The following is a 22,487-nucleotide window of genomic DNA, read 5'->3' as shown; positions in this document are numbered from 1 at the left end:
CCGCAATGGGCAACGCTTGCGTGCCCACCGATTTTAATATGGTACAGCAGCCTGAAAGCGGTGACAGTGTCCTCTGACACGGTCACCGCTTTACTGTCTAAACCCTGATTAACCTAAACCCTAATTGTGGTCACCGGCAATGTGGAATCAGCACTGAAATCTAGCGGCGACGGAGCTTTGCCCGCACTAATCAACTGTGCTCCAAGTGATGCAATCATCGCCCCGTTGTCGGTGCACAGCGACAGCGGCGGCACCCGCAACTCAATCCCGTGCGCAGCGCACTGCTGCTCTGCCAACTCCCGCACCCTGGCGTTCGCCACCACACCACCGCCCAGCAACAGCCGCGGCACCTCATGCGCGACGCAGGCATTAACCGCCTTGGTGATCAGCACGTCAGCAACTGCTTCCCGAAAGCTCGCCGCAACATCCGCAATTTGCACCTCATTACCGAGAGCTTTTTCGCGCTCCACCCAGCGAGCCACCGAGGTTTTAATACCGGAAAAAGAGAAATCATAACGGTGTTTTACCATGTCGCTCTTTTTAGAAAGTCCGCGCGGAAACCTAATAGCTGTAGGGTCTCCGGCAGCAGCCACCCTGTCGATGTGCGGCCCGCCCGGATACGGCAGCCCCAACACCCGCGCAACTTTGTCGAAGGCTTCTCCGGCCGCATCGTCAATGGTTTCACCCAGCATTTGCACGTCGCTCACAAGATCACGCACCAACAGCAATGAGGTATGACCGCCCGACACTAGCAGTGCAACGGTTGGCATCGCAAGCTCGGTTTCGCTGGCGAGCAGCTCTGCCCCCACATGCCCAACCAGGTGGTTCACACCATACAGGGGCACTTCTAAAGCCAGCGCAATTGCCTTGGCGGCAGCAACCCCAACCATCAGCGCACCGGCGAGCCCTGGGCCCGCCGTCACCGCAACCGCGTCAACCTCTGCTGGGCTAATTCCCGCTGCCTTGAAGGCTTCTTGCAGCGTTCCCGACAGTGACTCCAAGTGCGCCCGTGCCGCCACCTCGGGCACCACACCACCGAAGCGCGCGTGCTGCTCCATCGAGGAAGCAATCACGTTTGCAAGCAACTGTTTGCCGCGCACTATGCCGATGCCGGTTTCGTCACAGCTGGTCTCGATTCCCAGCACCACAGGGTCAGCTTTACCCAAGAGTTCACTAAGCTGTCGCATTTTCTTCTCCCTCAGCAGCGACCGGCGCCAACGGCAGCAGCGCCCGCATGATTAACGCATCTACGCCTTCTGGCTGATAGTACTTAGGGCGCACCCCTAACCGCACAAACCCAAATTTTTGATACAGGGCAATCGCGGCCGGGTTATCCACCCGCACCTCCAAAAACATATCCGTTGCCCCCTGCGCCACAGCAGCATCGTTCAGCGCCCGCAACAAGCTGGCGCCGATTCCGCGGCCACGTTGTGACTCAGCGACCGCAATGGTTTGCACATCAGCCTCCGCACCAATCACCAAGACCCCAGCATACCCGCACACCTCACCGCCATGCTGCGCCACAAAATAGCTGCGATAAGGTGCCGCTAGCTCCTCCGCGATCTGCCCCGCGCTCCACGCATCAGACACAAATATTTGTTGTTCTAGCGCCGTGATGACTGCGGCGTCAGCTGCGGTTGCGGCGCGTAGCTCAATCGGCAAAGCCCCCTCGTTCATCGCTGCGTCCCCGGAGACTGAATTCCTGTTGGCTGCGATCCTACGGGTTGTTCCGCGGCGGTCTTGACTCCAGCCGGCTGCTCAGCTGCTGGTTGCGTACCGACAAACGCCCCCGCAGATGTCCCCACAGGCGCCCCAGTGAACTGCGTCCCCGCCGGCTGCCGCACATCGGGGTCGCGTAAATATACTGGCTCGGCAGCCGCAAACGGCAGTCCCTGCGCTACTCGCAGTGCCGCCAGCTGCAGCAGATCACCCGCCCACACCTCCGGCTCGGTAATATCCGTAGCGACGGTGACAAAGTCAGCCTGCGGCACCACTTCCGGCGAACTCACCAGACGCGGCAGCGTTGCTGTTACGGCCCAATCTGCGGCGATCTCATAGCTCGACACAAAAAACTCGCGGCGGCGCGCATCCTGCACAATTCGCACCTGCAGCACGCTAGCTTCAGCTGTGGCAGCAGCAGCGGTTACAGCTGCACCAACACCAGCAACAGCGCAGCTCCCTCGCGCTGCCCGCAACGCCACCGCCTCATGACTCACCAGCGGCAGCAACGGCACCCCTCGCACCGCAGCGAAACCCTGCGCCGCCGCCATCCCGACCCGCAAGCCTGTGAAAGAACCAGGCCCCGTGCCCATCACAACACCAGTAATCTCCTGAGCTCTCACCCCGGCAGCGGTCAGACAGGCTGCAATCATCTCCCCGATAACCTCCGCGTGAGCCAGCGGATCAGCGCTGCGCGCCTGCCACGCTACTGCTCCGGTGCTGACAGCCACGGTTGTGCCTCCGGAGGTGTCAATCGCTAGCAAGCGGGCGGCGGGATCCGCAGCCACCAAATCTAAAGCGGTCACCGTAAAACGTGCGCTAGCCGCAGTCGCCGATTGTGATGTTGCTGTCATGCTTGCTCCTCGTCAAACTCTGCTGCGAGCGCCGCAAAGTCGGTGTTTTGCAGGCGCGGCGCGTGTACTCGCAGCTGCAACTGGCGTGGCTCGTCACTATCAACCTCGTCCCAGCAGGCAGCGTCTTGCGCAGCTGGCAGGTTCGCGCCGGTCGCCCGGGTGATCACAATTTCCAGCGTCACGCTCGCGGCATCTACCAGCCCGGCTCCCCACTCCGCAATCACCACGCTACGCTCAAAATCTAGATCTAAATCTTCCAGCTCGCCACTATCTTGCAGCCGGTAGGCATCAACGTGCACCAGTGCTGGCCCTGCACCCAGCGACGGATGTGTGCGCGCCAGCACAAAAGTTGGGCTGGTGATAGGCCCGCGCACCTGCAGCCCGTCGCCAATGCCGCGCGTCAGGGTGGTTTTGCCAGCTCCCAGCTCGCCGGCTAGCAGCACCAAGTCACCGGCATGCAGCAGCTGCCCTAAACGCTCCCCGAAATGGTGCATTTGTGCGGCTGTGGCGATGGTTATCTGGTGGTTACTGGTTGTTGCTGGCACTGTTCAAGAATACCGCGTTAGCCTGAGCTTTACACGGCTACGCGCTTCACCCGTGGCCCGATTCCCGCGACCACCTCATAGTTGATCGTCTCCAGCTGCTCAGCCCACTCTTCAACCGGGGTTTCTCCCTGCTGTGGATCCCCGAACAGCACTATCCGGTCGCCGAGTTTGACACGGCTGCCGAGCTCCTGCCCCAGGTCGATAATGCACTGGTCCATGCCGATCCGCCCCACGATTTCACGCTTTTCACCGTTCACGGAAACCGTGGCACCCACGTTGTTAAGAGCTCGGGGCATGCCGTCGGCGTATCCCACGGGCAAAAGCGCCAGCACGGTGTCTGCCGGGCAGCGATAGTTGTACCCGTATGACACTCCGGTGCCGGCCCGCGCGGAGCGCAGCGCAATAATTTCAGCGGTGAGTTTCATCGCGGGCTGCAGCTCCAACTCTGCCGCTGTTTTGTCGGGGTATGGGCTGAGGCCGTAGATTGCCATGCCGACGCGCACCGTGTTGTACTGCAGTCTTTCCACACCGCCCAGCGCCGCAGCCGATGCTGCCAGGTGCAGCATTTCAGGCTGCAGGCCGATTTTGTGCGCCAGCGCGATTGCGCTCTCAAAGGCGATTGCCTGCTCCAAATCTTCTTGCGCACCGGCGTTGGCGAGGTGGCTAAACAGCCCGGTGACCCGCACCGCACCCGCTACTTCATAGTCACGAGCAGCTTGAAACAGCGCTTCCCATTCACGCCCGTCGGCGCCGTTCCGGCTGAGCCCGGTGTCGAGTTTCAGCTGCACGCTCGCGCATTTACCCTGCTGCGTCGCGGCGGCAGCCACCGCGCTGAGCTGTTCCAGGTGACTAACCCCGATTTCGATATCGTGCGCCACGGCCGCACCAAAATCTGCATTAACGCCGTGCAGCCAGCACAGGATTCGGCATCGTTCCACCCCAAACCCGGAGTCTCGCAGGGCGAGCGCTTCTTCCAGGTCGGCTACTCCGAGAGCAGCTGCACCCCCAGCGAGGGCGGCTTCTGCAACAATTGCGGCGCCGTGGCCGTACCCGTTGGCTTTGAGCACGGCAATCACTTGACTGCCGCTGACCTCCGCAACGCGCCGCACGTTAGCGGCGATTGCCCGCTGCGAAATCTCCGCGGTGCGAATTGCTCCGGTGCGCACTACTGACCCTCCTCGCTGCGTTCTGCGACAACATACGCCTGCGCAATGTTCCCATCATGGCTGAGACTGAGATGCAGTTTTGCCACTGCGCTCAGCTGCAGCGCACGCCGCAATCCCGCGGTGGCTGTGAACTGCGGCCGCTGCCCCTGTGTGGGCAGCACCTCAAGATCATGCCAGCTCAGGTCGTAGCTGTCGTTTTGATTTTTAATTGTGGATCCGCCCAGCGCTTTGATTACCGCCTCTTTTGCAGCAAATCTAGCCGCCAGCGAGCGCGCCGGTAGCTGCTGCTCGGCGGGTGTGAAAAGCCGCGGCAGCAGCCCCGGGTGCGCCGCAAGTTTAGCGGCGAAACGGTCAATATCGACCACATCGCAGCCAATACCGTAAATCATCTTTTTCGCCTGTTTTGATTGCGGTTATTCTACCGTCACGGATTTTGCGAGGTTGCGTGGTTGATCCACATCCAGCCCCTTCGCGGTTGACAGTTCCAGCGCGAACCACTGCAGTGGCACTACTTGCAGCAGCGGCTCAAACATGGTGTCGGTTAACGGCAGGCGAATCACGTCGTCTGCGAACGGCAGCACAGCGGTGTCGCCAGCTTCAACGACCGCGATGACGCGGGCACCGCGGGCACGGATTTCTTGAATGTTTGAAACCACTTTGGAATGCATTACAGAGTTGGTACGGGGGCTTGGCACCAGCACGAAAACCGGCTGCCCGTGGTCGATTAGCGCAATTGGGCCGTGTTTCAGCTCTCCGGCAGCAAAACCTTCGGCGTGAATGTAGGCGATTTCTTTCAGCTTCAATGCCCCCTCAAGCGCTGTAGGGAAGCCAACATGGCGGCCCAAGAACAGCACGGAGCGAGTGTCTGCCATCCAGTGCGCGAGCTCTTTCAGCTGCCCGTGGGTATTAACCGCTTCTCGGATTTTCGCTGGCAAAGCGGTAAGCTCAGCAACCGCTCTGTGCTGCACCGCAGTGTCAAGCACTCCGCGTACCCGGCCCAAGTGCAGCGCAAACAGCTGCAGCGCAGTGATCTGGCTGAGGAACGCTTTGGTTGAGGCCACCGCGACTTCCGGCCCAGCGTGGGTGTAGATTGCGGCGTCTGATTCGCGCGGGATAGTGGCGCTCTGGGTGTTGCACACGGAGATGGTTTTCAGCCCCAACTCTTTAGCGTAGTTCACTGCCATCAGGGTGTCCATAGTTTCACCCGACTGGCTGACTGAAATCACCAGAGTGCCATTGTCAACGATCGGGTTGCGGTAGCGGAATTCGTGGCTCAGCTCCACCTCGACCGGCACCCGCGCCCACTCTTCGATGGCGTAGCGGCCAATCTGTCCGGCATAGCTCGCGGTGCCGCATGCCAGAATGACGATGCGGGTGATTTCTCGCAGGTAATCTTCCCCGAGCTGTTCCAGTTCCGGGATTACCACCTGCCCGTCTTGCACGCGCCCCAAAATCGTGTTCTCTACAGCTTCGGGCTGCTCGTTAATCTCTTTCGCCATAAATGATGGCCAGCCGCCTTTTTCTGCGGCTGCGGCATCCCACTGCACCTCAAACTCCTGCAGCTGTTGTGGCTTACCGTCAAAGTCGGTGATGCGTACCTCGTCTGCGGTGATGATTGCAATGTTGTCTTCTTCTACCGCTGCCGCACGACGGGTGTATTTCACAAATGCGGCAACGTCTGAGCCGAGGAAGTTTTCGCCCTCACCGAGGCCGATTACCAGCGGCGAATGATGTCGCGCACTAACCACTTTGCCGGGCTCGCTCTTAGCTGCGGCGAGCAGCGTAAAGGTGCCCTCAAGCTGTTGCACAACCTGCCGGAATGCGGTTTCAAGGTCGCCATTCTGCTGCAGCACACGACCTAGCAGCACCGCGACCACCTCGGTGTCGGTTTGGCTGCGGAAAGTGGCGTCCGGCATGCTGTCACGGAGGGCTGCAAAATTTTCAATAATGCCGTTGTGGATCAGCACCACGTTGCCGTCTTCGCTGTAGTGCGGGTGCGCATTCTCATCGGTTGGCCCTCCATGAGTAGCCCACCTGGTGTGCCCGATGCCGGTGGTGCCCTGGTGAATCGGATCCGCCTCAAGCAGTTCTTTAAGTTTTACTAGTTTGCCGGATTTTTTGCGCAGTTGCGCTTCGCCTGCGGTGTTTACGATTGCGATTCCTGCGGAGTCATAGCCACGGTATTCTAGCCGGCTAAGGCCCGACATCAATACTTCGGCGGTGTCGCCAGGGCCAACATATCCAACAATTCCACACATACTGTTAATTTTAGTGGCACGATAGTAAGTAATGACTGAGCAAATACTAAATCCGCGAAACTGGGATGCAGTTAGTGCTTTGACGGACCCCTCGCCTCCCGCAGAGCGCCCTGATCTACCTAGCCGCTTCACAGATATTCCCCGCGCAGAGTGGGCACAGCTGGCTGCCGATATGGCTTCTCCGCTTGCGGAACATGAGCTTACCGCACTACAAGGGGTTGGCGAAAAACTGGATCTCGCCGAGATTGCGGAGGTTTATTTGCCGCTGAGCCGTTTACTGAATCAGTATGCCATTGCCGCACAAGAGATGCACAACCGCACGCGCACTTTCCTGCAGCATAGCACTGCAGTAAAGTCTCCGTTTGTCATTGGTATCGCAGGCTCTGTGGCAGTTGGTAAATCTACCGTTGCCCGTGTCTTGCGTGATCTGTTAGCGCGTTGGCCGGAAACACCGCGGGTGGATCTGGTCACCACTGACGGTTTTCTGTATTCTAATGCAGAGCTTGAGAAGCGCGGTTTAGCCTCACGTAAGGGATTCCCAGAGTCTTATAACCGCCGCGCACTGCTACGGTTTGTAGCGCAGCTGAAAGCCGGTGTAGAAACGGTGAAAGCTCCTGTGTATTCCCATCTTTCTTACGATATTCTGCCCGGTGAGTTTATCACTGTGCAGCAGCCAGACATTGTAATTATTGAGGGCATTAACGTGCTGCAACCGTCTACCATGCAGCACCCTTTGGCGGTTAGCGATCTGTTTGATTTTTCAATCTATGTAGATGCCCGCACTAAGGATATAAAAAACTGGTTCTTGCAACGTTTCTTACGGCTGCGTGAGAGCGCGTTTCGTGATCCACAATCTTTTTTCCGGGAGTTCGCACAGATGGATGACGCCACAGCGATTGAAACCGCATTGAATTTCTGGAACGAAATCAATCAGCCAAATCTTGATCGCAATATTAAACCGACGAGAGCGCGGGCCTCCTTGATTCTGCGTAAAGCGGCAGACCACCGAGTGCAAAAGGTGTTGTTGCGCAAACTGTAGTTCATAGCGAAACTGCCGGTAGCTCGTAGGAGCTACCGGCAGTTTTAGTCACTGTTCAGCACTGGGCTAATGCGCCCGGTGCTTATTTTTTACGGCGAACGCGACTTGCCCCGTAAACCGCACCTGCGCCCAGGGTTACAGCAAACGCTGCGAGACCTGCCATTGGCAGCATGCCATCAGCGCCTGTCTTAGCCAAGCTCGGCTTTGGCGGCTGTTTTGGCTCAGGTTTTGGTTCTAGTGGCTGCTCGGGCAGGTTTGGAGCCGGAGGCGTTGGAGGCACATTAGCCTCGTTGGTGATCTCAACTTTTCCTACGACCTGGTTTTCGATGGTAGTTGAGGCGGTGTCACTATCTCCCACCCCGTCAATTTTAATAACCGGGGTACCCCACAGTACTTTGCCGTCGGCGGTTTTAGTACCAGCAAGGCCAGGCTCTGATACGGTCACCTTAGTGCCGTGCGGGAAGTGGAAAGGCACCTCAGTTTCGACGCCAGCTTTCACTTTTACTGTGAAAGGATTACTTACTGGCTTCTTGTCACCCCAGGTTGGGTAATCCTGCTCGGTGGTACCGGCTGGCAACTCGTAAGCAATAGATACCGGATACTCAATATCCGCTGCCACAGCGTCAGCTGCTGCCCCAGTAATCTTCTTCATTACGGTAAGCGCACCGTATCCGTCTTCCATCTGAATTGTGATGTTCACGGCATGCTCATAACGATGCTTTGCAGCACGAACCAAATCAGAACCTACAAGGGTAATCTCATTGGTGTAGTAGAAGCTTGGCTGCGGCATGGTTCCATTTGTAAATGGAGTGCTGTAAACCAGTTGATAATTCGTGTTTGCTTCAAACGGGCCAGTGACAGTAAACACTCCGTGACCATCTTCAACCTTAAAGGTCAAATCAAAATCACCGTAATCAACGGTAGCGTCGTTACCGTTCGCATATGTAAGCACCGTGGCATCCATTCCGGGGCGCGCTTCTGAAGTGCGCAGCACCAGACGATATTTGCTGAGGTCAGTATCAAACTTGGCACCCTCACCGAGCTTGTCTTTGAAGCTCAGAGTCTGTCGGCTACCATCAAAAGTCTTTGAGGTTTTTTCAGCAAGGTATTTCGTACCGAAAACCACGCTCCAGGTCACCTCTGTTGAATCAGCACTCAGGGTATAGGCTGCCTTACCGTAACCCCAGTCGTTCCAGCCAGAAGCACCCGGGGTTTTTGTAATCGGCTTATCACCAGGCAGGTTTACGCGCGTAACCTTACCGTTGAGGTCAAACTCCACGTAGTTTTCGGTAGTTTCTTTCGCAGCATTCATCACAATGCTGCCTTCGCCCTTAATATTCCGCTTCCCGCGAATCTGTTCGTTGAGGGTGCAAGTGATTCGCTGAGCTTGCACCAGACAATCCCCAACTTTTTGATCGTTGAAAATTAGATCTCGTGAAACGCCCTGAGAATTAGCGGCTACACCGCGATTAATCAAGGCGTCAGGGATTCCAATGTAGAAAGAGTCACCTGGTTTCGGGTTTGCATTTGTAGCATCCCATGTAAACTTCAGCATTCCTGCTGTATTTATGGTCATTGCGCCGGTGGTTGGCTCCAGGTTTTGATTAACCCTGACCATTTGCTCGACAACTTTGACGTCAATATTAGGGTTAGTATCAGCAGCAGCTGGCCCAGCAGCGTTTAGCATCAGACCAGTGGCCGCAACAGCTGTTGCGGCAAACACGGCGCCAATTTTTTTCATGCTGCGCCTCGCATTAATTGGGATCATAATCTCTCATCTTTCTTCAACAGACGGAGCCCCAAATTATGCAACAAAGAATATTTGCAGCACAAACTCTCGGGGGGAGGGGGCAATTACGATTTTACGCTGCTTTAAGAATCGCTTCAACAAGAAGCGCCGAAACATGCCAAAGCATGTATTTTAGTTTCTAATTCTGACAATTACCAGCTCCAGCAGCCGCGGCAAAGCTTTTACACAGCAACCAACACTGCTAAAGTGAATGAATTTAAAGCGCTAACCGCTCTTTTACAATCGCAGCTAAATCTGCCGCCAACTGCTTCGCTTGCTCTTCGCTAGCAGCCTCAACCATCACCCGCACAACCGGCTCGGTACCACTCGGGCGCAGCAGCACGCGGCCTGATCCACCAAGAGCTAACTCTGCTTGATGCACCGCCTGTTCCAAAACTTCGTCACTGTTACAGCGAGAGCGATCAACTCCGCGCACATTAACCAAAACCTGCGGATATACTCTCATGCACTCAGCCAACTCAGCGAGCTGCTTGCCGGTCCGTGCAACCTCAGCTGCAAGATGCAAACCGGTGAGAATTCCGTCACCGGTGGTAGCGTACTCACTCATGATGACATGCCCCGACTGCTCGCCGCCCAGAGCATAGCCACCAGCGTTCAAAGCCTCCAGCACATAGCGGTCACCAACGCCGGTCTCAATCACGTCAATACCGCGATCTGCCATCGCAAGCTTCAAACCGAGGTTGCTCATGACCGTTGCCACCAGCGTGTTCTTCGTAAGCTTACCGCGGTTTTGCATTGAAAGCGCCAAAATCGCCATGATTTTATCGCCATCAACCACCTGTCCGTTGGCATCAACCGCAAGACAACGGTCAGCGTCGCCGTCGTGAGCAATACCCAAATCAGCGCCAGCCGCAACGACTGCTTCCTGCAGTTTTTCGAGATGGGTGGATCCGATGCCGTCGTTGATGTTAAAACCGTCCGGATCGTTACCAATAACGGTTACCCTCGCGCCAGCATCGTTGAAAACATCCGGAGAAATTCCTGCCGCAGCGCCGTGGGCGCAATCCAGTACTACGTGCAAGCCATCAAGCCGCTGGTTTTCAAGCGTGCCCAGCAAGTGCACAAGGTAGCGGTCCTCCGCATCAGAAAAACGACGGATGCGACCAACCTCACGGCCAGTGGTGCCAGCGATGGGCTGCCGCATCGCAGCTTCAATCTGGTCTTCCACATCGTCTGCGAGCTTCTTTCCGCCCGCCGCAAAAAACTTAATGCCATTGTCTGGCGCGGGGTTGTGCGATGCTGAGATCATCACCCCGAAATCAGCTTTGGTGTCAGCCACCAAATACGCTGCCGCTGGTGTCGGAATAACTCCGGCTTCCAGCACATCGACCCCGGCGCTTGCGAGGCCTGCCGCAACGGCCGCAGCGATGAACTCCCCGGAAACCCGAGGGTCACGCGCTACGACCGCTACAGCGCGGCGGCTTTCGGAGCGCGCTTGGCGCCCCAACACAAAAGCCGCTGCTTTGGCGAGGTGCAGGGCCAATTCTGCGGTAACATCTACCCCAGCTAGGCCCCGCACCCCATCCGTGCCAAAAAGGCGTGTCATCGACAGTAGCTCCGCTTAACGCTTTGAGTACTGTGGAGCCTTACGAGCTTTCTTAAGACCAGCCTTCTTCCGCTCTTTGATACGAGCGTCGCGGCTCAAGAAGCCTGCCTTCTTCAGGGTTGGGCGGTTGTTCTCAACGTCGATCTCGTTCAGCGCACGAGCAATCGCGAGACGCAGCGCGCCTGCCTGACCTGAAGGGCCACCGCCTGCGATACGAGCAACTACGTCGTATGCGCCACCGAGCTCAAGCACGGTGAATGGGTCGGTGATCAGCTGCTGGTGCAGCTTGTTTGGGAAGTAGTCTGCCAGCTCCCGGCCGTTTACGGTAATTGCACCGCTGCCAGGGGTCAGACGCACGCGGGCAACAGCCTGCTTGCGACGGCCAACAGCTGCGCCTGAAACGCTAAGCGCTGGACGTGCTGCTTTTGGAGCCTCTGCTGCTGGAGTCTCGGTGGTGTAGCTTTCGGTAGCTACGGTCTGCTCTTCAGTCACTTTAATTCCTTATTTTCCGTCTCGGAGCTTACTGCGCTACCTGGCTGATGGTGTACACGGTTGGCTGCTGTGCAGCGTGTGGGTGCTCAGCGCCAGCGTAAACCTTAAGCTTACGGAACTGATCGCGACCGAGTGAGTTCTTTGGAAGCATGCCGCGGATAGCTTTTTCAACTACGCGCTCTGGCTTGTCAGCAAGCAGCTCGGTGTAGCTGGTTGCGGTCAGGCCTCCTGGGTATCCTGAGTGGCGGTAGGCAACTTTTTTAGCTGCTTTGCCGTTGGTCAGAACAACCTTGTCGGCGTTGATGATGATAACGTAATCGCCCATGTCCATATGTGGAGCAAAGGTGGTCTTGTGCTTGCCGCGGAGCAGAGCTGCTGCCTGAGCTGCGAGGCGACCGAGCACTACGTCGGTTGCGTCGATTACTAGCCAGTCATGCTGCTGGTCAGCTGCTTTTGGTGTGTATGTGCGAGTCACTTAAGTGCTGCTTTCTGTCGAAATGGAGATGTTCGTGGATCCCGCTCCAGGTGCTTCGCGTACGCGCTGGCACCCTTGGAGGGCTCACATTCGGGCGCGCAAAAGCGCACCATCAATTAATCTAGCACACCCGCAGTTACTACACAATTCCGCAGCCGGAAAAGTCACTCCCAGCAAAATCCTATGGACAACATCTCCGCAGCGTCTTTAGACTGGGAGCATGACCGAGACTCCCCTCCCACAAGCAGATCGACCCACCTCAACCGCGGCCGGCCACTGGGTGCTGGCACGCGCCGGTAAACGCGTGTTGCGTCCCGGCGGTTTAAAGCTCACCCAACAGCTGTTGCAGCGCGCCCACATCACGGCTGCCGATGTTGTCGAGTTCGCACCAGGCTTGGGGCGCACCGCGGCGCTAATCATAGCCGCTCATCCAAAATCTTATCGCGGCATCGAAAAAGATCCCGAGGCAGCCGCCCGAGTGGCCAGGGCTGTAGCGCCCGCTGGCGGCACAGTACTGCAGGCCGCCGCTGAAGCAAGCGGGTTTCCAAGCGCCAGCGCCGATGTGGTTATTGGCGAAGCGATGCTGACCATGCAGGGCGACAAAGCTAAACAGGAAATTGTGACCGAGGCATTTCGCCTGCTGCGCCCCGGTGGCCGCTATGCGATTCACGAGTTAGCGCTAGTGCCAGATGAGATTGCGGCGGATCGCGCCACCGCACTGCGCCAAACACTGGCCCGCGTGATCCGCGTTAATGCTCGCCCTCTAACCGTGCGCGAGTGGTGTGATTTGCTGACACAGGCGGGGTTTGAGGTGGAGGGCTACGCCACTGCACCCATGGCGCTGTTGCAGCCACGACGTAACCTAGCAGATGAGGGTGTGCTGGGCGTGCTGCGAATTTTGCGCAACGTCGCAAGAGACCGCGACTTACGCTCCCGCATCTTGGAGATGCGGCGTGTATTTAAGCAGCACCGCAAAGATTTGGCGGGGGTTGCGATTGTGGCCCGGGTGCCAGCATCCGCCGCACAAGAACAGAAAGGAGCCAGGTCATGATTGATCCAGCAGCAATGAGTAACGTCGCTGATTTGGCGCAGCTTGTCACCATCGAACCAGGCGCAAAGCAGGTGCAGCAGGCTTTTATTGCCGCGGGCGTGCGAGTTATGGTTTTCGCGTTTGACACGGGCCAGGGGCTGCCAGAGCACGCTGCGCCGCACCCGGTTCTGATTCAGGCGCTGCAGGGTGAGCTGACGGTCACCGCTGCCGACCGCACGGTTACTCTTGTACCCGGCGGGGTGGTGCATTTTGCGCCGAGCCTCCCGCACGCGGTGATTGCAGATTCGCCAGCAAAGATGGCACTGTTTATGCTGACCGGCGAGGCAGCCTCGATGTAAACCGCGCAGCCAGCGCGGCTGCGACTGGCGCCTCGCGAAGCACCCAGCTATCCTGCTGCCGGCTGCGGCCGCAGCAGCAGTAACGGCACCAGAAACACACCACACAGCAGCGCCAAACTCGGAAAGCTTGTAACGTACATCACCAAACCGGAGCTCAGTGCCGCGAGCGCCGCACACAGATTCGCCACGGCATCAAGCCCGCCCTGTGCGGTGGCACGCTGCGCCGCGGGCAATGACACCGCGTACAGCGCCGACGCCGGCACAAACACAAACGACCACCCGAATCCGAGCAAAGTCAAAGCAAGGATCATCAAAGAGTGACTGTCAGCAAACCCGAAACACAGCGCAATTGCGGCGGCAAGTAGGAACGTGCCAAACAGGATTGTTGGCCGCGCCCCGATTTTATCTCCGAGGTAACCGGCGAGCGGCGATAGCCCGTACATGCCCAGCACGTGCAAGCTGATAGTGATACCAATCAACTCGATGCTGCCGCCGTGATGCTGCAGGTGCACCGGGGTCATTGTCATAATCGCAACCATCACAATATGGGCTCCTACTAGAGTCACGGTTGCGTATCGTGCATTGCGGTTGCTGCCGACGAGCTGCCAGATTGCTGCTAGCTTGGCGGCGTACCCGCGAGGTGGCTGACCGGTGGTGGCGGTGGTGGATCCACCACCCCGCTGCTGCGCTAAAACCTGCTGCAGGGGATCCGGCCGCAACAGGGTGAAAATCAGAGTTCCGGCAACGGCGAGCATCAGCGCAGCGAGCGCAAATGCCGCGGCATACAGGTTAAGCCCGAATAGTTCACCCAGATAGCGTCCGGGAACCCCGAGGTTCGGGCCTAAAACCGAGCCAATAGTGCCAATCCATACGATGAGCGCAAGAGCTTTGCCGCTGCTGCCAGCAGGTGCACGATCAGTAGCAGCAAAGCGGGTTTGCATACCAGCGGCGTTGCCCGCACCAATTAGGGTGAGCCCACATACCAGCAATGGTAATGAGCTTAAGTGGGCTGCTCCAGCGAGAATCAACGCCCCGATTGCCGCGCTAAACCAACCAACGCTGAGCGCCGGGCGACGCCCAAAACGGCTCGCGAAAGTAGCAAGCGGAATACCGAAGAGCGCCGCGCCGAAGGTGGATGCGGTGCGAGCGATGCCAGCAAAGGCCTCGTTGTCTGTTACGATGCTCGCGAGCAAAACCCCGATTGAAGGAGCGACTCCAAGGCCGATGGTGCCGAAAATTTGAGTTATTGCGAGCACCGTCAAGGTGCGGCGCTGTGTAATCACAGGATGCTTGTCAGCCACATCCTATCAATTTACCACCGCACCACGGCCGAGGGAAGCGTGACCCCGAAAATTAAGCACAGATTGATCTTGTCAGGGTTTTGCACCAACCGGAATTTCGCACACCACCCGACAGCCTGCACCAACATTATGCAGTGTAACCTTGCCGCCGTGTGACTGCACGATTGCGCGAGTGATTGCCAGTCCCAAGCCGGTGCCAGCTTGCGCTCCGGGAGTGCGCGCAGCATCTCCCCGCCACCCTGCTTCAAAAGCCCGCACTAATGTATCCGCGCTAACCCCACCGCAGCTATCCGTCACCGCTACACAAACAGTTGCTGGAACTGCACTGTGCGTAGCAGCGCCGGCACTGCTAGCCGGTAGCGCATACACCTCTGCCGTCACCGTGCTCCCTGGAACAGTATAGGTAATGGCGTTTGCTATCACGTTTTGCAAAGCACGTGTGAGAAGTTTAGCGTCACCGTTAATTTCCATCTGGGTTGTGGATCCGCCAGCGAGCGTTACCTGGCGTTGCGCTGCAAGAGAGGTTAACTGGTTAATGAGGTCGGAGACGATATCCCCGAGCACAACCGGCTCTGTGGCTAGACGAGCTGTGCCACTGTGCAACCCCGCTAATTCCATCAGGTCGTTAACCATGTCTGAAGTACGATTTGCTTCCGCAACTATCGCCCGATAGTAGTGTTGCGGATCCGCCACGATTCCGTCTTCTAACGCTTCTCCCATTGCACGGATACCCGCTAACGGTGTGCGTAGATCATGCGACACCCAGGTAATCAGCTCTCTTCTCCCGGCTTCTATTTCACGAGCCCGACGTTCAGCCTCTGCACGCTCTTGCGCCTGTGTCACCTGCTGTTGTGCGCGAGCAGAAACAAAAGCTCCGATGGCTAAAGCAACCGGGGCAGTAATTAGTAACATCATTAGCGGCACACGCTCATCAATCAGCATTTCTCGCACACCGGCGTAGAGCCCGGCGGCGATTGACAACACCACTGACAACGGCGCCAAAAACATTGTCCACCGCATTGAAACCCGAGCCACTCGCAGGGTTAATAGCGCACACAAAATACCCACCACCGCGGTCACGGTAAGGGTTAAAAAGACAGATTGCACTGACATGCTCACGAGGTCGGCTCCCACCGGTAACCACGACCCCACACCGTAACCAGCCTGGTCGGCTGTGAAGGATCACGCTCTATCTTGCCGCGTAGTCTGCGCACATGCACAGTTACGGTTGTGGAATCTCCGTAATCCCAACCCCATACAGCTCCCATCAACTCTGTGCGGCTCATCACTATATTGGGGTTGGTCATCAGATGTACCAACAAATCAAATTCCCGCAGCGTTAAATTCAATTCCCGATTTGCGAGAGTTGCTTTACGGCTATCCAGATCAATCACTAAATCACCGTCACGAACCACATCGTGTGCGGAATGATTTGATGTGGCCACTAACCGACGTAGCACTGCTTTTACACGCAACACAAGTTCTCGCGGACTGAACGGCTTAGTGAGATAGTCGTCGGCTCCCAGTTCCAGACCCAAAATCCTATCTGCTTCGGCAACTTTTGCTGTCAGCATGATGATTTGCAACTCAGGTTGCGAGCTTTTAAGCCGGCGAAATACCTCTAGTCCGTCTAACCCAGGCAACATGAGGTCTAAAATGATTAAATCAAAGTCACGTTTTTTATTGGCTATAAGCAAGGCGTCTGGCCCGTTTTCTGCTTGTTCTACCTCATGCCCATCAGCTTTAAGATAGTCGACGACAACGCCACGCACGGTGGCGTCATCGTCAACTACTAGGATTTTACTCACGGTCTGAGTATACCCGTCATCCAAAAGTGAAAGCATTTGCTTTAACACCTTCACTAAAGGTGAGTTTCACCTCTGCACCGCTTTGCAACTCATCAAACTTCACGAGTTTATAGAGCCTTGCCTCCTCCACTTGCGCGGTGCCATTTGGGGCATCTACTCCGAGGTGATGTTTTTCGCCATTAACCGTTACTTCCACGGTAGCGCCGGCTGGGCCACTCATCACCAAAAACATTTCCTTGCCGGCAAATTTATAGGTGAGGCTGGCACCTGCTGCGACTGCGGTAACTGACTCCCCATCGACCTGCCACTGCCCCTGCAGCGACCAGGTGTTGGTATCGGTGACGGCGCCTGTAGTGTAATAAGTAACCCCGTCACGCAGCAAAGGCTTGCCAACAAAGCCGCGAGCGCGGTTTGTGCCGAGATAGGTTTCTGGCGACTGATGGGGGCTGGCAGTGGCTGCTCCGGTAACGGCTGCAGATTTTTCACCGGTGTCACCAAGCAGTTGGCGAATTTGCGCTTCGGCTTCATCGTAATCACCTTCCCCGAAGTGTGTCCACACAACTTTGCCGTTCTGATCAATCAGGTACTTTGCTGGCCAATAGCGGTTTTTGTAGGCGGCCCAGGTTTTAAAATCGTTGTCGAGCGCAACCGGGTATTTAATTGCAGCATCTGTGACAGCTCGTTGCACGTTGCTCGGATCCTTCTCAAAGGCAAATTCCGGGGCATGCACTCCGATAATTTCAAAACCTTGATCGTGGTACCGGTCGTACCAGGCATTGAGGTATGGCTGGGTGCGGATGCAGTTAATGCACGAGTATGTCCAGAAATCAACCAGCACCACCTTGCCGCGCAGACTCTCAAGGGTTAGCGGATCACTGTTAATCCACTCTGCAATCCCCCGAAATTCTGGAGCATCCGGGCCAGTACCGGGATTTTGCTGTGAACCGGATGCCGACTGCCCGCCGCCATCGGGAATTAGCTGATGCTCGATGTCAGAGATAAGTGGCAGGTGATCCACCGTCCATGCCTGCACTTTTTTATCGAGCCCTGTTGCCACAAAGACACCAACGGCAATAAACAGAATCGCAATAATTCGTTGGAACCAGCCCTTTGGATTACTCGCCCACCCTAGTTTGCTAATTAGCTTCCGTCCCGCCAGCGAAATCACCAATAGGGCACCGGCCATACCGATGCAGTAAGCACTGATGTAAAGGAAACCCTCGAACGGCTGCACCGGCAAAATGGTGGCGATAACCCACGCATACACCGGGCTACAGGAGCTAAACACCGGCCCCAAAGCCGCACCTGTGAGCACCGCAGACACTGCACCGTTGCCACTGTTTTGGGCCCGGTTTAGCAGCTTGTGAGAGCCCGCGTTCAGCCGCAGCGCAATGGAAATTTTGGTCCACAAATCTGGGAAGAGCATGAAGATGCCAAGAATAATCACCAGCACCCCGGAGGCGATTTGCCAAAATCGCGGGTCAATGCCGATTGCTAGGCTCGACACTTTTAACAGCAGCGTGAAAAGCAGTAGCGATACTACGAGTCCGAGAGAGATGAGGTACGGCCTAAGACGCGAGCGTGCGCCCAGACTTCCTCCCACAATAACTGGGAGAAAAGGCAGGACGCACGGCGCTAGTACCGAAATCACCCCGGCAAAGAGTGAAAGTACTATTGTTACTAGCATGATTTAATTGTTCATTGCTCCTTGGAATTAGTTACTCATAGCATCCATCACCAGGTCAGCGGCGGTTTTCGGCTGCCAGCTTGCTTTGGCTTTCCCGGTGTTATCTAGTTCAACGAAGGTAGGTGTTGTGGTGACTGCATACTGCTGCGCCACATCCATATGCGCGGTATGCTTCACGCGCACCACTGTGTAGCCTTCAGGCACTTTGGCCATATCGTCCGTGAACTCTTTTTCAATCGCGGTGCTGGTTGCATCTTCTCCAGCAAAGAACAGCACCACCTTGCTACCATCGTATTTACTCATTGACTCTGAGTATTCTTTGTAGGTGATAAACGAGGTGCCCATCATAGCATCGTGCTCCATCGCGTCGCCGCTCATGGCATCGTGCTGCATGGAGTCGGTTTTACTTTCAGTCATCATGCTGTCACCGCTCATTGCCTTGTCCGCTTCCATTTTGTCTCCTCCGGAACAACCGGTGAGAGCGAAAGTTGAAGCTACGAGCAGGGACACAATTGCTGTTGTTTTTTTGTTCATAGTTCTAGGATGTCTGACACATGTTACCGCTCTAGGGGTGATTTTCTTACCAAATTATTACGTTTTAAGGCGCACAAATTACCTACTTAAATAAAATAAATAAGGCTAAATAAACAAATTTCCAGCACGCAGCGGTAACATTTACAAAACACATCATGTAAATAAAATAAACAAGGTTAAACAACAATGGGCAGCAGCAAGAATCCTTTCACCGCCACCCTCGGCGCCACCCCGCCACTCCTCGTAGGGCGCCAGCAGGAGGTAGCTGATTTTGAATTAGCTCTGGACTCCGGTCCCGGATCACACGAGCGCGTGTCACTGATTGTAGGGGCGCGCGGCAGCGGTAAAACCGTGATGTTAGACCGCTTTGCGCTGTCAGCGCAACAACGTGGCTGGCTAGTTTTCACCGAGACCGCAACCAGTGGCTTCACTGAGCGATTAAAGCGCCGAGTGGTGCGTGAACTGCAACGCGAAGAAAAGGAGCTGGGCGGTAAAACACTGACATCCTTCGGCATCGAGTTTTTCTCGCTCGGGCTCTACTTAACCTGGGACACCAACCCCAATATTCGCGATACCTACGATCTGCGCGATGCCCTTACAGATCTACTACAGCTCCAAACCGTCAAGGCAGAACAGTTTAATCTCGAACCCTCAGGCGTGTTGATTACACTAGACGAGCTGCATCACCGCCGCAACAATGAGGTGATTGAGCTCGGCGCCATCACCCAGCATTTAGTGCGTGAAGACCGCGAAATCGCGGTTGTAATGGCAGGCATCCCTTCCGCAATCAAACCACTGCTAGCCGCAGACCGAGGCAAAAACCCGGTAACCTTTCTGCGCCGCGCCAACCTTATCGAGCTAGAGCCGATCCCCCAACAAGAGGTAATGGCAGGACTGCAGCAACCGATGCAGGAAGCTGGCATCGTCTGGGATTCACAGGCGCTACAGTACGCTGCAGCCGAGTGCGGTGGTTATCCCTTTATGATTCAGCTCATCGGGTCCCAGGCGTTCCGTACAGCAAATGCCAAACATGTGACTATGCAGCTCGCTGAAACCGCGGTGGCAACCGCAAAGCGCCGTCTCAACAAACTTGTGCATGAGCCCTCTTTGGCAGATCTCTCCGACGTCGACAGGGCTTTTCTGCAGGCGATGGCGCACGATAATGGCCCCTCTAAAATCAGCGATATCGCTAATCGCTTAGGGCAGTCACCGCAGTACACCAACAACTACCGTAAACGCTTAATAGACGCGGAGATGATCCTCACGGCTGGCAGCGGCAAAGTGACTTTTGCACTGCCCCATCTGCGCGAATATCTGCGCGAGCTACAGCAGGCTGAGCACTCGGCATACAATTTCTAAACCGCAGCAGCAAACACTGCTGCTGCATTGCTCACCGGCAGCAACCTCTGCCGGCACAGCAAACTCAGCGCAGCAGATCCACCGCGCGCAACTCTACCGGCGCTGCCGGGGCCCGCAATTCCACCGCGGTCACGGCTTTCCCTGCGTACTCAGCGGGCACTACAAGCCTGACGGTGCCCAGCAGATACTGGCCGTTATCGGTCGCTGTGGCACGATTACGCAGCACCGGATGCGCCGGAGTAAGCTGCTGCTCCCAAGTTGTACCGTCGGCAAAACGCAGTGTCATTAACAACGCTGTGGCATCCGCCTCAAGCTCAGAACTACCGTGCGGAGCCACGTGCACAGCCACTGTTCGCACCTCGGTCACCGTGGTTTCCGCCCGCGCCCGCTGCAGCACGTTAACCGGTGTCACCGGAGCAACTTCTGTCACCCCTTTAGTTGGCTCTGGGCAGGCGTTATCAGGCTGGCCTGGTTGCATCGGATCCGGGTGCACGCACAGGGTTGCCGATCCCCCATCAAAAGCTTTAAAAGCTGCTGCGTCGAGGGTCACGCGCTGCTCTGACGAAGCAGCCGGACTCGCAGCTAGCCAGCGCGCCGGCAATCCTGCCAGTTCTGCCAGTTCTGCCGCACCGTCAAATTCTCCCGCAGTAACCGGGATGCTCGTATCTGCGCCATAAAACGCCCACCCAAACCAGTCTGCCGCAACCTCGCGCAGAAAACGTTCGTGTTCCGCGGCATCAGGACAGTCGAGTTCTTCGCAACCGATGCGGTCATCGAGCCCAGCATCTGACAGCACCCTATTGACATACATGTGCCCAAGCCCCGGAACAGTCGCTGCAATCGCAGGGGTGGATCGCGGCAGCCCCAAATGCGCCCCCAGCCACAAATTCGCACTTGCTCCAACGTCAGCGTCTAGGTCACCGCTAACCGCGAGGTAAGGCACATCAGCCGGTGCCGGGCTCAACATTTCTGCATCAAAAGTATCGTATGCTGCGCCGTAGGCAAGCACCCCTTTAATCCGAGCAGCACCAAATAGTTCAACAGCTGGATTCACCAAGATGCCTGAGCGCGAGTGCAGCACCAATCCCAGCTGGGAGGTGTCAAGCTGCGAGGTGTCTATCCCCTGCAACGCTGCGCTATTTTGATTTTCAAACTCGGCTACAAAACGCGATACTACCTGTTGCCAGAGCTTAGTCTGGTCGTAGGGCGATGCGACGTCGGCGCCAACCCACACCGGAGATAAATCAGGGATCAGCACAGCATATCCCTGCTCTGCCAGGTGTTCACCAAGGTATGTCATACCGATGTCAAAACGCCGCTCTGTGCTGTTCGTACAGGGGTAGGCAAAGGTGTCGTCGCTGCATCCCGGTGCCCGCAGATGGTTAACGATAATCAGCGGTTGCTTCGCAGCTGCACCGCCCGATTCTGCTGGAGCAGCTTCTGCCGCTGACGTCGAGGTCGGGAGCACCAGTGTGCCCCTAACAGGCACTGCATACTCGCCGATTTCGCTGTTACCAAGGTCTAGGCGCACAATCTTTGTACCGTTTTGACCGGCGCTAATCTCAGTAGCATCAATGACACGATCGGCTGCTGCATGTGGACCGTCACTGGCTGAGCCGCTTACATCGGAGACATTTAGACCCAGGCCTGTATTGCTGCAGCTCGCCAACATTAACAGGGCGACTAACGCTGCACCGCCCTTTAGAAGCTTCATTTTTTTCGACCCTTACCTTTATCATTAGCGCATTTCTCAACATATCCTAATGCACTCGTATGAAATATCTTTCTTACTTCACAGTTGACGTGTCTTAAGCACCTAACTAGGGCACTTTATCTAGCAAAGTTCGCAGAAATAAAATCACCGATCACAGTGTCTGTGGAGTCTATATTTTCACCACGCAGCCGCCGCAGCAAATGCTGAAATTATTAATCAAGCGAGTTATTCAGAACAAAGAAAAACAATTTATCCGCTGACTACAAGATAAAGCAGCTTTGTTAACATATTCTTCAAGGTGAGTTTTGCGATAAATGTTCATCACCAACTATCCCCAACCCAACAAAACCCTCAAGCTAACCAGCTGAAAAAGCGCCAAAAAACGAGCGTTAATCTACTCGCCATGCATTTATTCTGTACAGTGTTTCGGTTGTCGCCAGGGCTCATTTCCCAATCTGATAGACTTGCAAGGAGTGGACAAGCATGCAGCAGAAGGTTGTGGCCAGGGCTCATTTCCCAATCTGATAGACTGGTGGCGCACATTTTGGGTTTGGCGCGTAAGTTGTGGCCAGGGCTCATTTCCCAATCTGATAGACTAAGCCAGGAGAAAACCCAGTCTCAGTGATGGTTGTGGCCAGGGCTCATTTCCCAATCTGATAGACTGACAAAAGGCACATACACGCCGTCACCGTGGTTGTGGCCAGGGCTCATTTCCCAATCTGATAGACTCTGTTAGTTTAATGATGCAAAAGGTGACCGGTTGTGGCCAGGGCTCATTTCCCAATCTGATA

The 22,487-nt window shown here is 56.1% G+C and carries 21 protein-coding genes and 1 CRISPR repeat array (1 of these 22 running past the window's edge); of the genes, 4 read left to right on the top strand and 17 right to left on the bottom strand.

Annotated features, from left to right (window positions below; genetic code table 11):
- Positions 1 to 113: 113 nt before the first annotated feature.
- Genes tsaD through glmS form a run of 7 tightly spaced genes read right to left on the bottom strand, consistent with a single transcriptional unit; the run spans position 114 to position 6,542 of the window.
- Entirely contained in the window at positions 114 to 1,187 is a 1,074-nt protein-coding gene (gene tsaD, locus F5897_RS02590) for a tRNA (adenosine(37)-N6)-threonylcarbamoyltransferase complex transferase subunit TsaD (RefSeq protein ID WP_124824500.1), read from the bottom strand.
- Positions 1,174 to 1,677, bottom strand: a complete 504-nt coding sequence (gene rimI / locus F5897_RS02585) for a ribosomal protein S18-alanine N-acetyltransferase (protein ID WP_124824501.1) — start codon at positions 1,675 to 1,677, stop codon at positions 1,174 to 1,176. The genes tsaD and rimI overlap by 14 nt, the downstream gene beginning before the upstream one ends.
- Complete coding sequence (gene tsaB, locus F5897_RS02580) at positions 1,674 to 2,573, bottom strand: tRNA (adenosine(37)-N6)-threonylcarbamoyltransferase complex dimerization subunit type 1 TsaB (RefSeq protein WP_183304357.1); 900 nt, start codon at positions 2,571 to 2,573, stop codon at positions 1,674 to 1,676. The genes rimI and tsaB overlap by 4 nt, the downstream gene beginning before the upstream one ends.
- Positions 2,570 to 3,118: a tRNA (adenosine(37)-N6)-threonylcarbamoyltransferase complex ATPase subunit type 1 TsaE gene (gene tsaE / locus F5897_RS02575; RefSeq protein WP_425485645.1), complete on the bottom strand. Its 549-nt coding sequence runs from the start codon at positions 3,116 to 3,118 to the stop codon at positions 2,570 to 2,572. Before tsaE ends, tsaB begins: the two co-directional genes overlap by 4 nt.
- A 29-nt stretch (positions 3,119 to 3,147) precedes the next feature.
- Complete coding sequence (alr, locus tag F5897_RS02570; RefSeq protein ID WP_233574330.1) at positions 3,148 to 4,284, bottom strand: alanine racemase; 1,137 nt, start codon at positions 4,282 to 4,284, stop codon at positions 3,148 to 3,150.
- The gene (locus tag F5897_RS02565) at positions 4,284 to 4,673 is read right to left on the bottom strand and encodes a holo-ACP synthase (protein ID WP_183304356.1); all 390 of its coding nucleotides are present in this window, start codon (positions 4,671 to 4,673) and stop codon (positions 4,284 to 4,286) included. Before F5897_RS02565 ends, alr begins: the two co-directional genes overlap by 1 nt.
- A gap of 24 nt (positions 4,674 to 4,697) precedes the next feature.
- Positions 4,698 to 6,542 carry a glutamine--fructose-6-phosphate transaminase (isomerizing) gene (gene glmS, locus F5897_RS02560; protein ID WP_183304355.1) on the bottom strand — a complete coding sequence of 615 codons (1,845 nt, stop codon included), beginning with the start codon at positions 6,540 to 6,542 and terminating at the stop codon, positions 4,698 to 4,700.
- A 31-nt stretch (positions 6,543 to 6,573) separates the two neighbouring features.
- Between glmS and coaA the strand changes: the two genes are divergently transcribed.
- Positions 6,574 to 7,581, top strand: a complete 1,008-nt coding sequence (gene coaA / locus F5897_RS02555; RefSeq protein ID WP_124824505.1) for a type I pantothenate kinase — start codon at positions 6,574 to 6,576, stop codon at positions 7,579 to 7,581.
- Between the two features lie 82 nt (positions 7,582 to 7,663).
- On the opposite strand, the gene F5897_RS02550 is transcribed toward coaA, so the two are convergent.
- The 4 genes from F5897_RS02550 to rplM form a co-directional block, all read right to left on the bottom strand.
- Complete coding sequence (locus F5897_RS02550) at positions 7,664 to 9,322, bottom strand: DUF7926 domain-containing protein (protein WP_183304354.1); 1,659 nt, start codon at positions 9,320 to 9,322, stop codon at positions 7,664 to 7,666.
- 265 nt (positions 9,323 to 9,587) lie between these two features.
- Positions 9,588 to 10,937: a phosphoglucosamine mutase gene (gene glmM / locus F5897_RS02545; RefSeq protein WP_183304353.1), complete on the bottom strand. Its 1,350-nt coding sequence runs from the start codon at positions 10,935 to 10,937 to the stop codon at positions 9,588 to 9,590.
- 15 nt (positions 10,938 to 10,952) lie between these two features.
- A complete protein-coding gene (gene rpsI, locus F5897_RS02540; protein WP_124824508.1) occupies positions 10,953 to 11,429 on the bottom strand; it encodes a 30S ribosomal protein S9 in 477 nt (158 codons plus the stop codon).
- A 28-nt stretch (positions 11,430 to 11,457) separates the two neighbouring features.
- Complete coding sequence (rplM, locus tag F5897_RS02535; protein WP_124824509.1) at positions 11,458 to 11,904, bottom strand: 50S ribosomal protein L13; 447 nt, start codon at positions 11,902 to 11,904, stop codon at positions 11,458 to 11,460.
- Positions 11,905 to 12,124: 220 nt separating this feature from the next.
- Between rplM and F5897_RS02530 the strand changes: the two genes are divergently transcribed.
- Together F5897_RS02530 and F5897_RS02525 are read left to right on the top strand one after the other, a co-directional pair.
- Positions 12,125 to 12,955 (top strand): methyltransferase domain-containing protein, encoded by an 831-nt coding sequence (locus F5897_RS02530; RefSeq protein ID WP_183304352.1) that lies wholly within the window; start codon positions 12,125 to 12,127, stop codon positions 12,953 to 12,955.
- On the top strand, positions 12,952 to 13,293 hold the full coding sequence (locus tag F5897_RS02525; RefSeq protein WP_183304351.1) for a cupin domain-containing protein: 342 nt from the start codon (positions 12,952 to 12,954) through the stop codon (positions 13,291 to 13,293). The genes F5897_RS02530 and F5897_RS02525 overlap by 4 nt, the downstream gene beginning before the upstream one ends.
- Before the next feature lie 47 nt (positions 13,294 to 13,340).
- On the opposite strand, the gene F5897_RS02520 is transcribed toward F5897_RS02525, so the two are convergent.
- The 5 genes from F5897_RS02520 to F5897_RS02500 all read right to left on the bottom strand — a co-directional run bounded on the left by F5897_RS02520 (position 13,341) and on the right by F5897_RS02500 (position 18,542).
- Positions 13,341 to 14,594 carry an MFS transporter gene (locus tag F5897_RS02520; protein WP_183304350.1) on the bottom strand — a complete coding sequence of 418 codons (1,254 nt, stop codon included), beginning with the start codon at positions 14,592 to 14,594 and terminating at the stop codon, positions 13,341 to 13,343.
- 72 nt (positions 14,595 to 14,666) lie between these two features.
- The gene (locus F5897_RS02515) at positions 14,667 to 15,707 is read right to left on the bottom strand and encodes a sensor histidine kinase (protein ID WP_183304349.1); all 1,041 of its coding nucleotides are present in this window, start codon (positions 15,705 to 15,707) and stop codon (positions 14,667 to 14,669) included.
- 2 nt (positions 15,708 to 15,709) lie between these two features.
- Entirely contained in the window at positions 15,710 to 16,402 is a 693-nt protein-coding gene (locus F5897_RS02510; protein ID WP_343048753.1) for a response regulator transcription factor, read from the bottom strand.
- A 16-nt stretch (positions 16,403 to 16,418) separates the two neighbouring features.
- Positions 16,419 to 18,089 carry a cytochrome c biogenesis protein DipZ gene (locus tag F5897_RS02505; RefSeq protein WP_183304347.1) on the bottom strand — a complete coding sequence of 557 codons (1,671 nt, stop codon included), beginning with the start codon at positions 18,087 to 18,089 and terminating at the stop codon, positions 16,419 to 16,421.
- Positions 18,090 to 18,116: 27 nt separating this feature from the next.
- The gene (locus F5897_RS02500; protein ID WP_183304346.1) at positions 18,117 to 18,542 is read right to left on the bottom strand and encodes a thioredoxin domain-containing protein; all 426 of its coding nucleotides are present in this window, start codon (positions 18,540 to 18,542) and stop codon (positions 18,117 to 18,119) included.
- A 267-nt stretch (positions 18,543 to 18,809) separates the two neighbouring features.
- Here F5897_RS02500 and F5897_RS02495 point away from each other — a divergent pair, with 267 nt between their 5' ends.
- On the top strand, positions 18,810 to 19,982 hold the full coding sequence (locus F5897_RS02495) for an AAA family ATPase (RefSeq protein WP_183304345.1): 1,173 nt from the start codon (positions 18,810 to 18,812) through the stop codon (positions 19,980 to 19,982).
- A gap of 64 nt (positions 19,983 to 20,046) precedes the next feature.
- On the opposite strand, the gene F5897_RS02490 is transcribed toward F5897_RS02495, so the two are convergent.
- The gene (locus F5897_RS02490; protein ID WP_183304344.1) at positions 20,047 to 21,696 is read right to left on the bottom strand and encodes an alpha/beta hydrolase; all 1,650 of its coding nucleotides are present in this window, start codon (positions 21,694 to 21,696) and stop codon (positions 20,047 to 20,049) included.
- A 429-nt stretch (positions 21,697 to 22,125) separates the two neighbouring features.
- Positions 22,126 to 22,487: a CRISPR direct-repeat array (repeat unit 36 nt; unit sequence GTTGTGGCCAGGGCTCATTTCCCAATCTGATAGACT); it runs 729 nt beyond the window's last position.

It is taken from the genome of Canibacter oris (assembly GCF_014197205.1).
Lineage (GTDB): Bacteria > Actinomycetota > Actinomycetes > Actinomycetales > Microbacteriaceae > Canibacter > Canibacter oris.
The sequence above is the reverse complement of the archived record's forward strand: the minus strand, read 5'-3'. Positions and strand labels throughout refer to the sequence as shown.

What these genes read in the sequence shown, in the direction of transcription:
- coaA (WP_124824505.1), top strand. Translation starts at nt 6,574, where the DNA reads ATGACTGAGCAAATACTAAATCCGCGAAACTGGGATGCAGTTAGTGCT.
- tsaD (WP_124824500.1), bottom strand. Translation starts at nt 1,187, where the DNA reads ATGCGACAGCTTAGTGAACTCTTGGGTAAAGCTGACCCTGTGGTGCTG.
- glmM (WP_183304353.1), bottom strand. Translation starts at nt 10,937, where the DNA reads ATGACACGCCTTTTTGGCACGGATGGGGTGCGGGGCCTAGCTGGGGTA.
- F5897_RS02550 (WP_183304354.1), bottom strand. Translation starts at nt 9,322, where the DNA reads ATGAAAAAAATTGGCGCCGTGTTTGCCGCAACAGCTGTTGCGGCCACT.
- F5897_RS02490 (WP_183304344.1), bottom strand. Translation starts at nt 21,696, where the DNA reads ATGAAGCTTCTAAAGGGCGGTGCAGCGTTAGTCGCCCTGTTAATGTTG.
- glmS (WP_183304355.1), bottom strand. Translation starts at nt 6,542, where the DNA reads ATGTGTGGAATTGTTGGATATGTTGGCCCTGGCGACACCGCCGAAGTA.
- F5897_RS02505 (WP_183304347.1), bottom strand. Translation starts at nt 18,089, where the DNA reads ATGCTAGTAACAATAGTACTTTCACTCTTTGCCGGGGTGATTTCGGTA.
- rimI (WP_124824501.1), bottom strand. Translation starts at nt 1,677, where the DNA reads ATGAACGAGGGGGCTTTGCCGATTGAGCTACGCGCCGCAACCGCAGCT.
- F5897_RS02500 (WP_183304346.1), bottom strand. Translation starts at nt 18,542, where the DNA reads ATGGAAGCGGACAAGGCAATGAGCGGTGACAGCATGATGACTGAAAGT.
- F5897_RS02495 (WP_183304345.1), top strand. Translation starts at nt 18,810, where the DNA reads ATGGGCAGCAGCAAGAATCCTTTCACCGCCACCCTCGGCGCCACCCCG.
- F5897_RS02565 (WP_183304356.1), bottom strand. Translation starts at nt 4,673, where the DNA reads ATGATTTACGGTATTGGCTGCGATGTGGTCGATATTGACCGTTTCGCC.
- tsaB (WP_183304357.1), bottom strand. Translation starts at nt 2,573, where the DNA reads ATGACAGCAACATCACAATCGGCGACTGCGGCTAGCGCACGTTTTACG.
- F5897_RS02530 (WP_183304352.1), top strand. Translation starts at nt 12,125, where the DNA reads ATGACCGAGACTCCCCTCCCACAAGCAGATCGACCCACCTCAACCGCG.
- F5897_RS02515 (WP_183304349.1), bottom strand. Translation starts at nt 15,707, where the DNA reads ATGTCAGTGCAATCTGTCTTTTTAACCCTTACCGTGACCGCGGTGGTG.
- F5897_RS02525 (WP_183304351.1), top strand. Translation starts at nt 12,952, where the DNA reads ATGATTGATCCAGCAGCAATGAGTAACGTCGCTGATTTGGCGCAGCTT.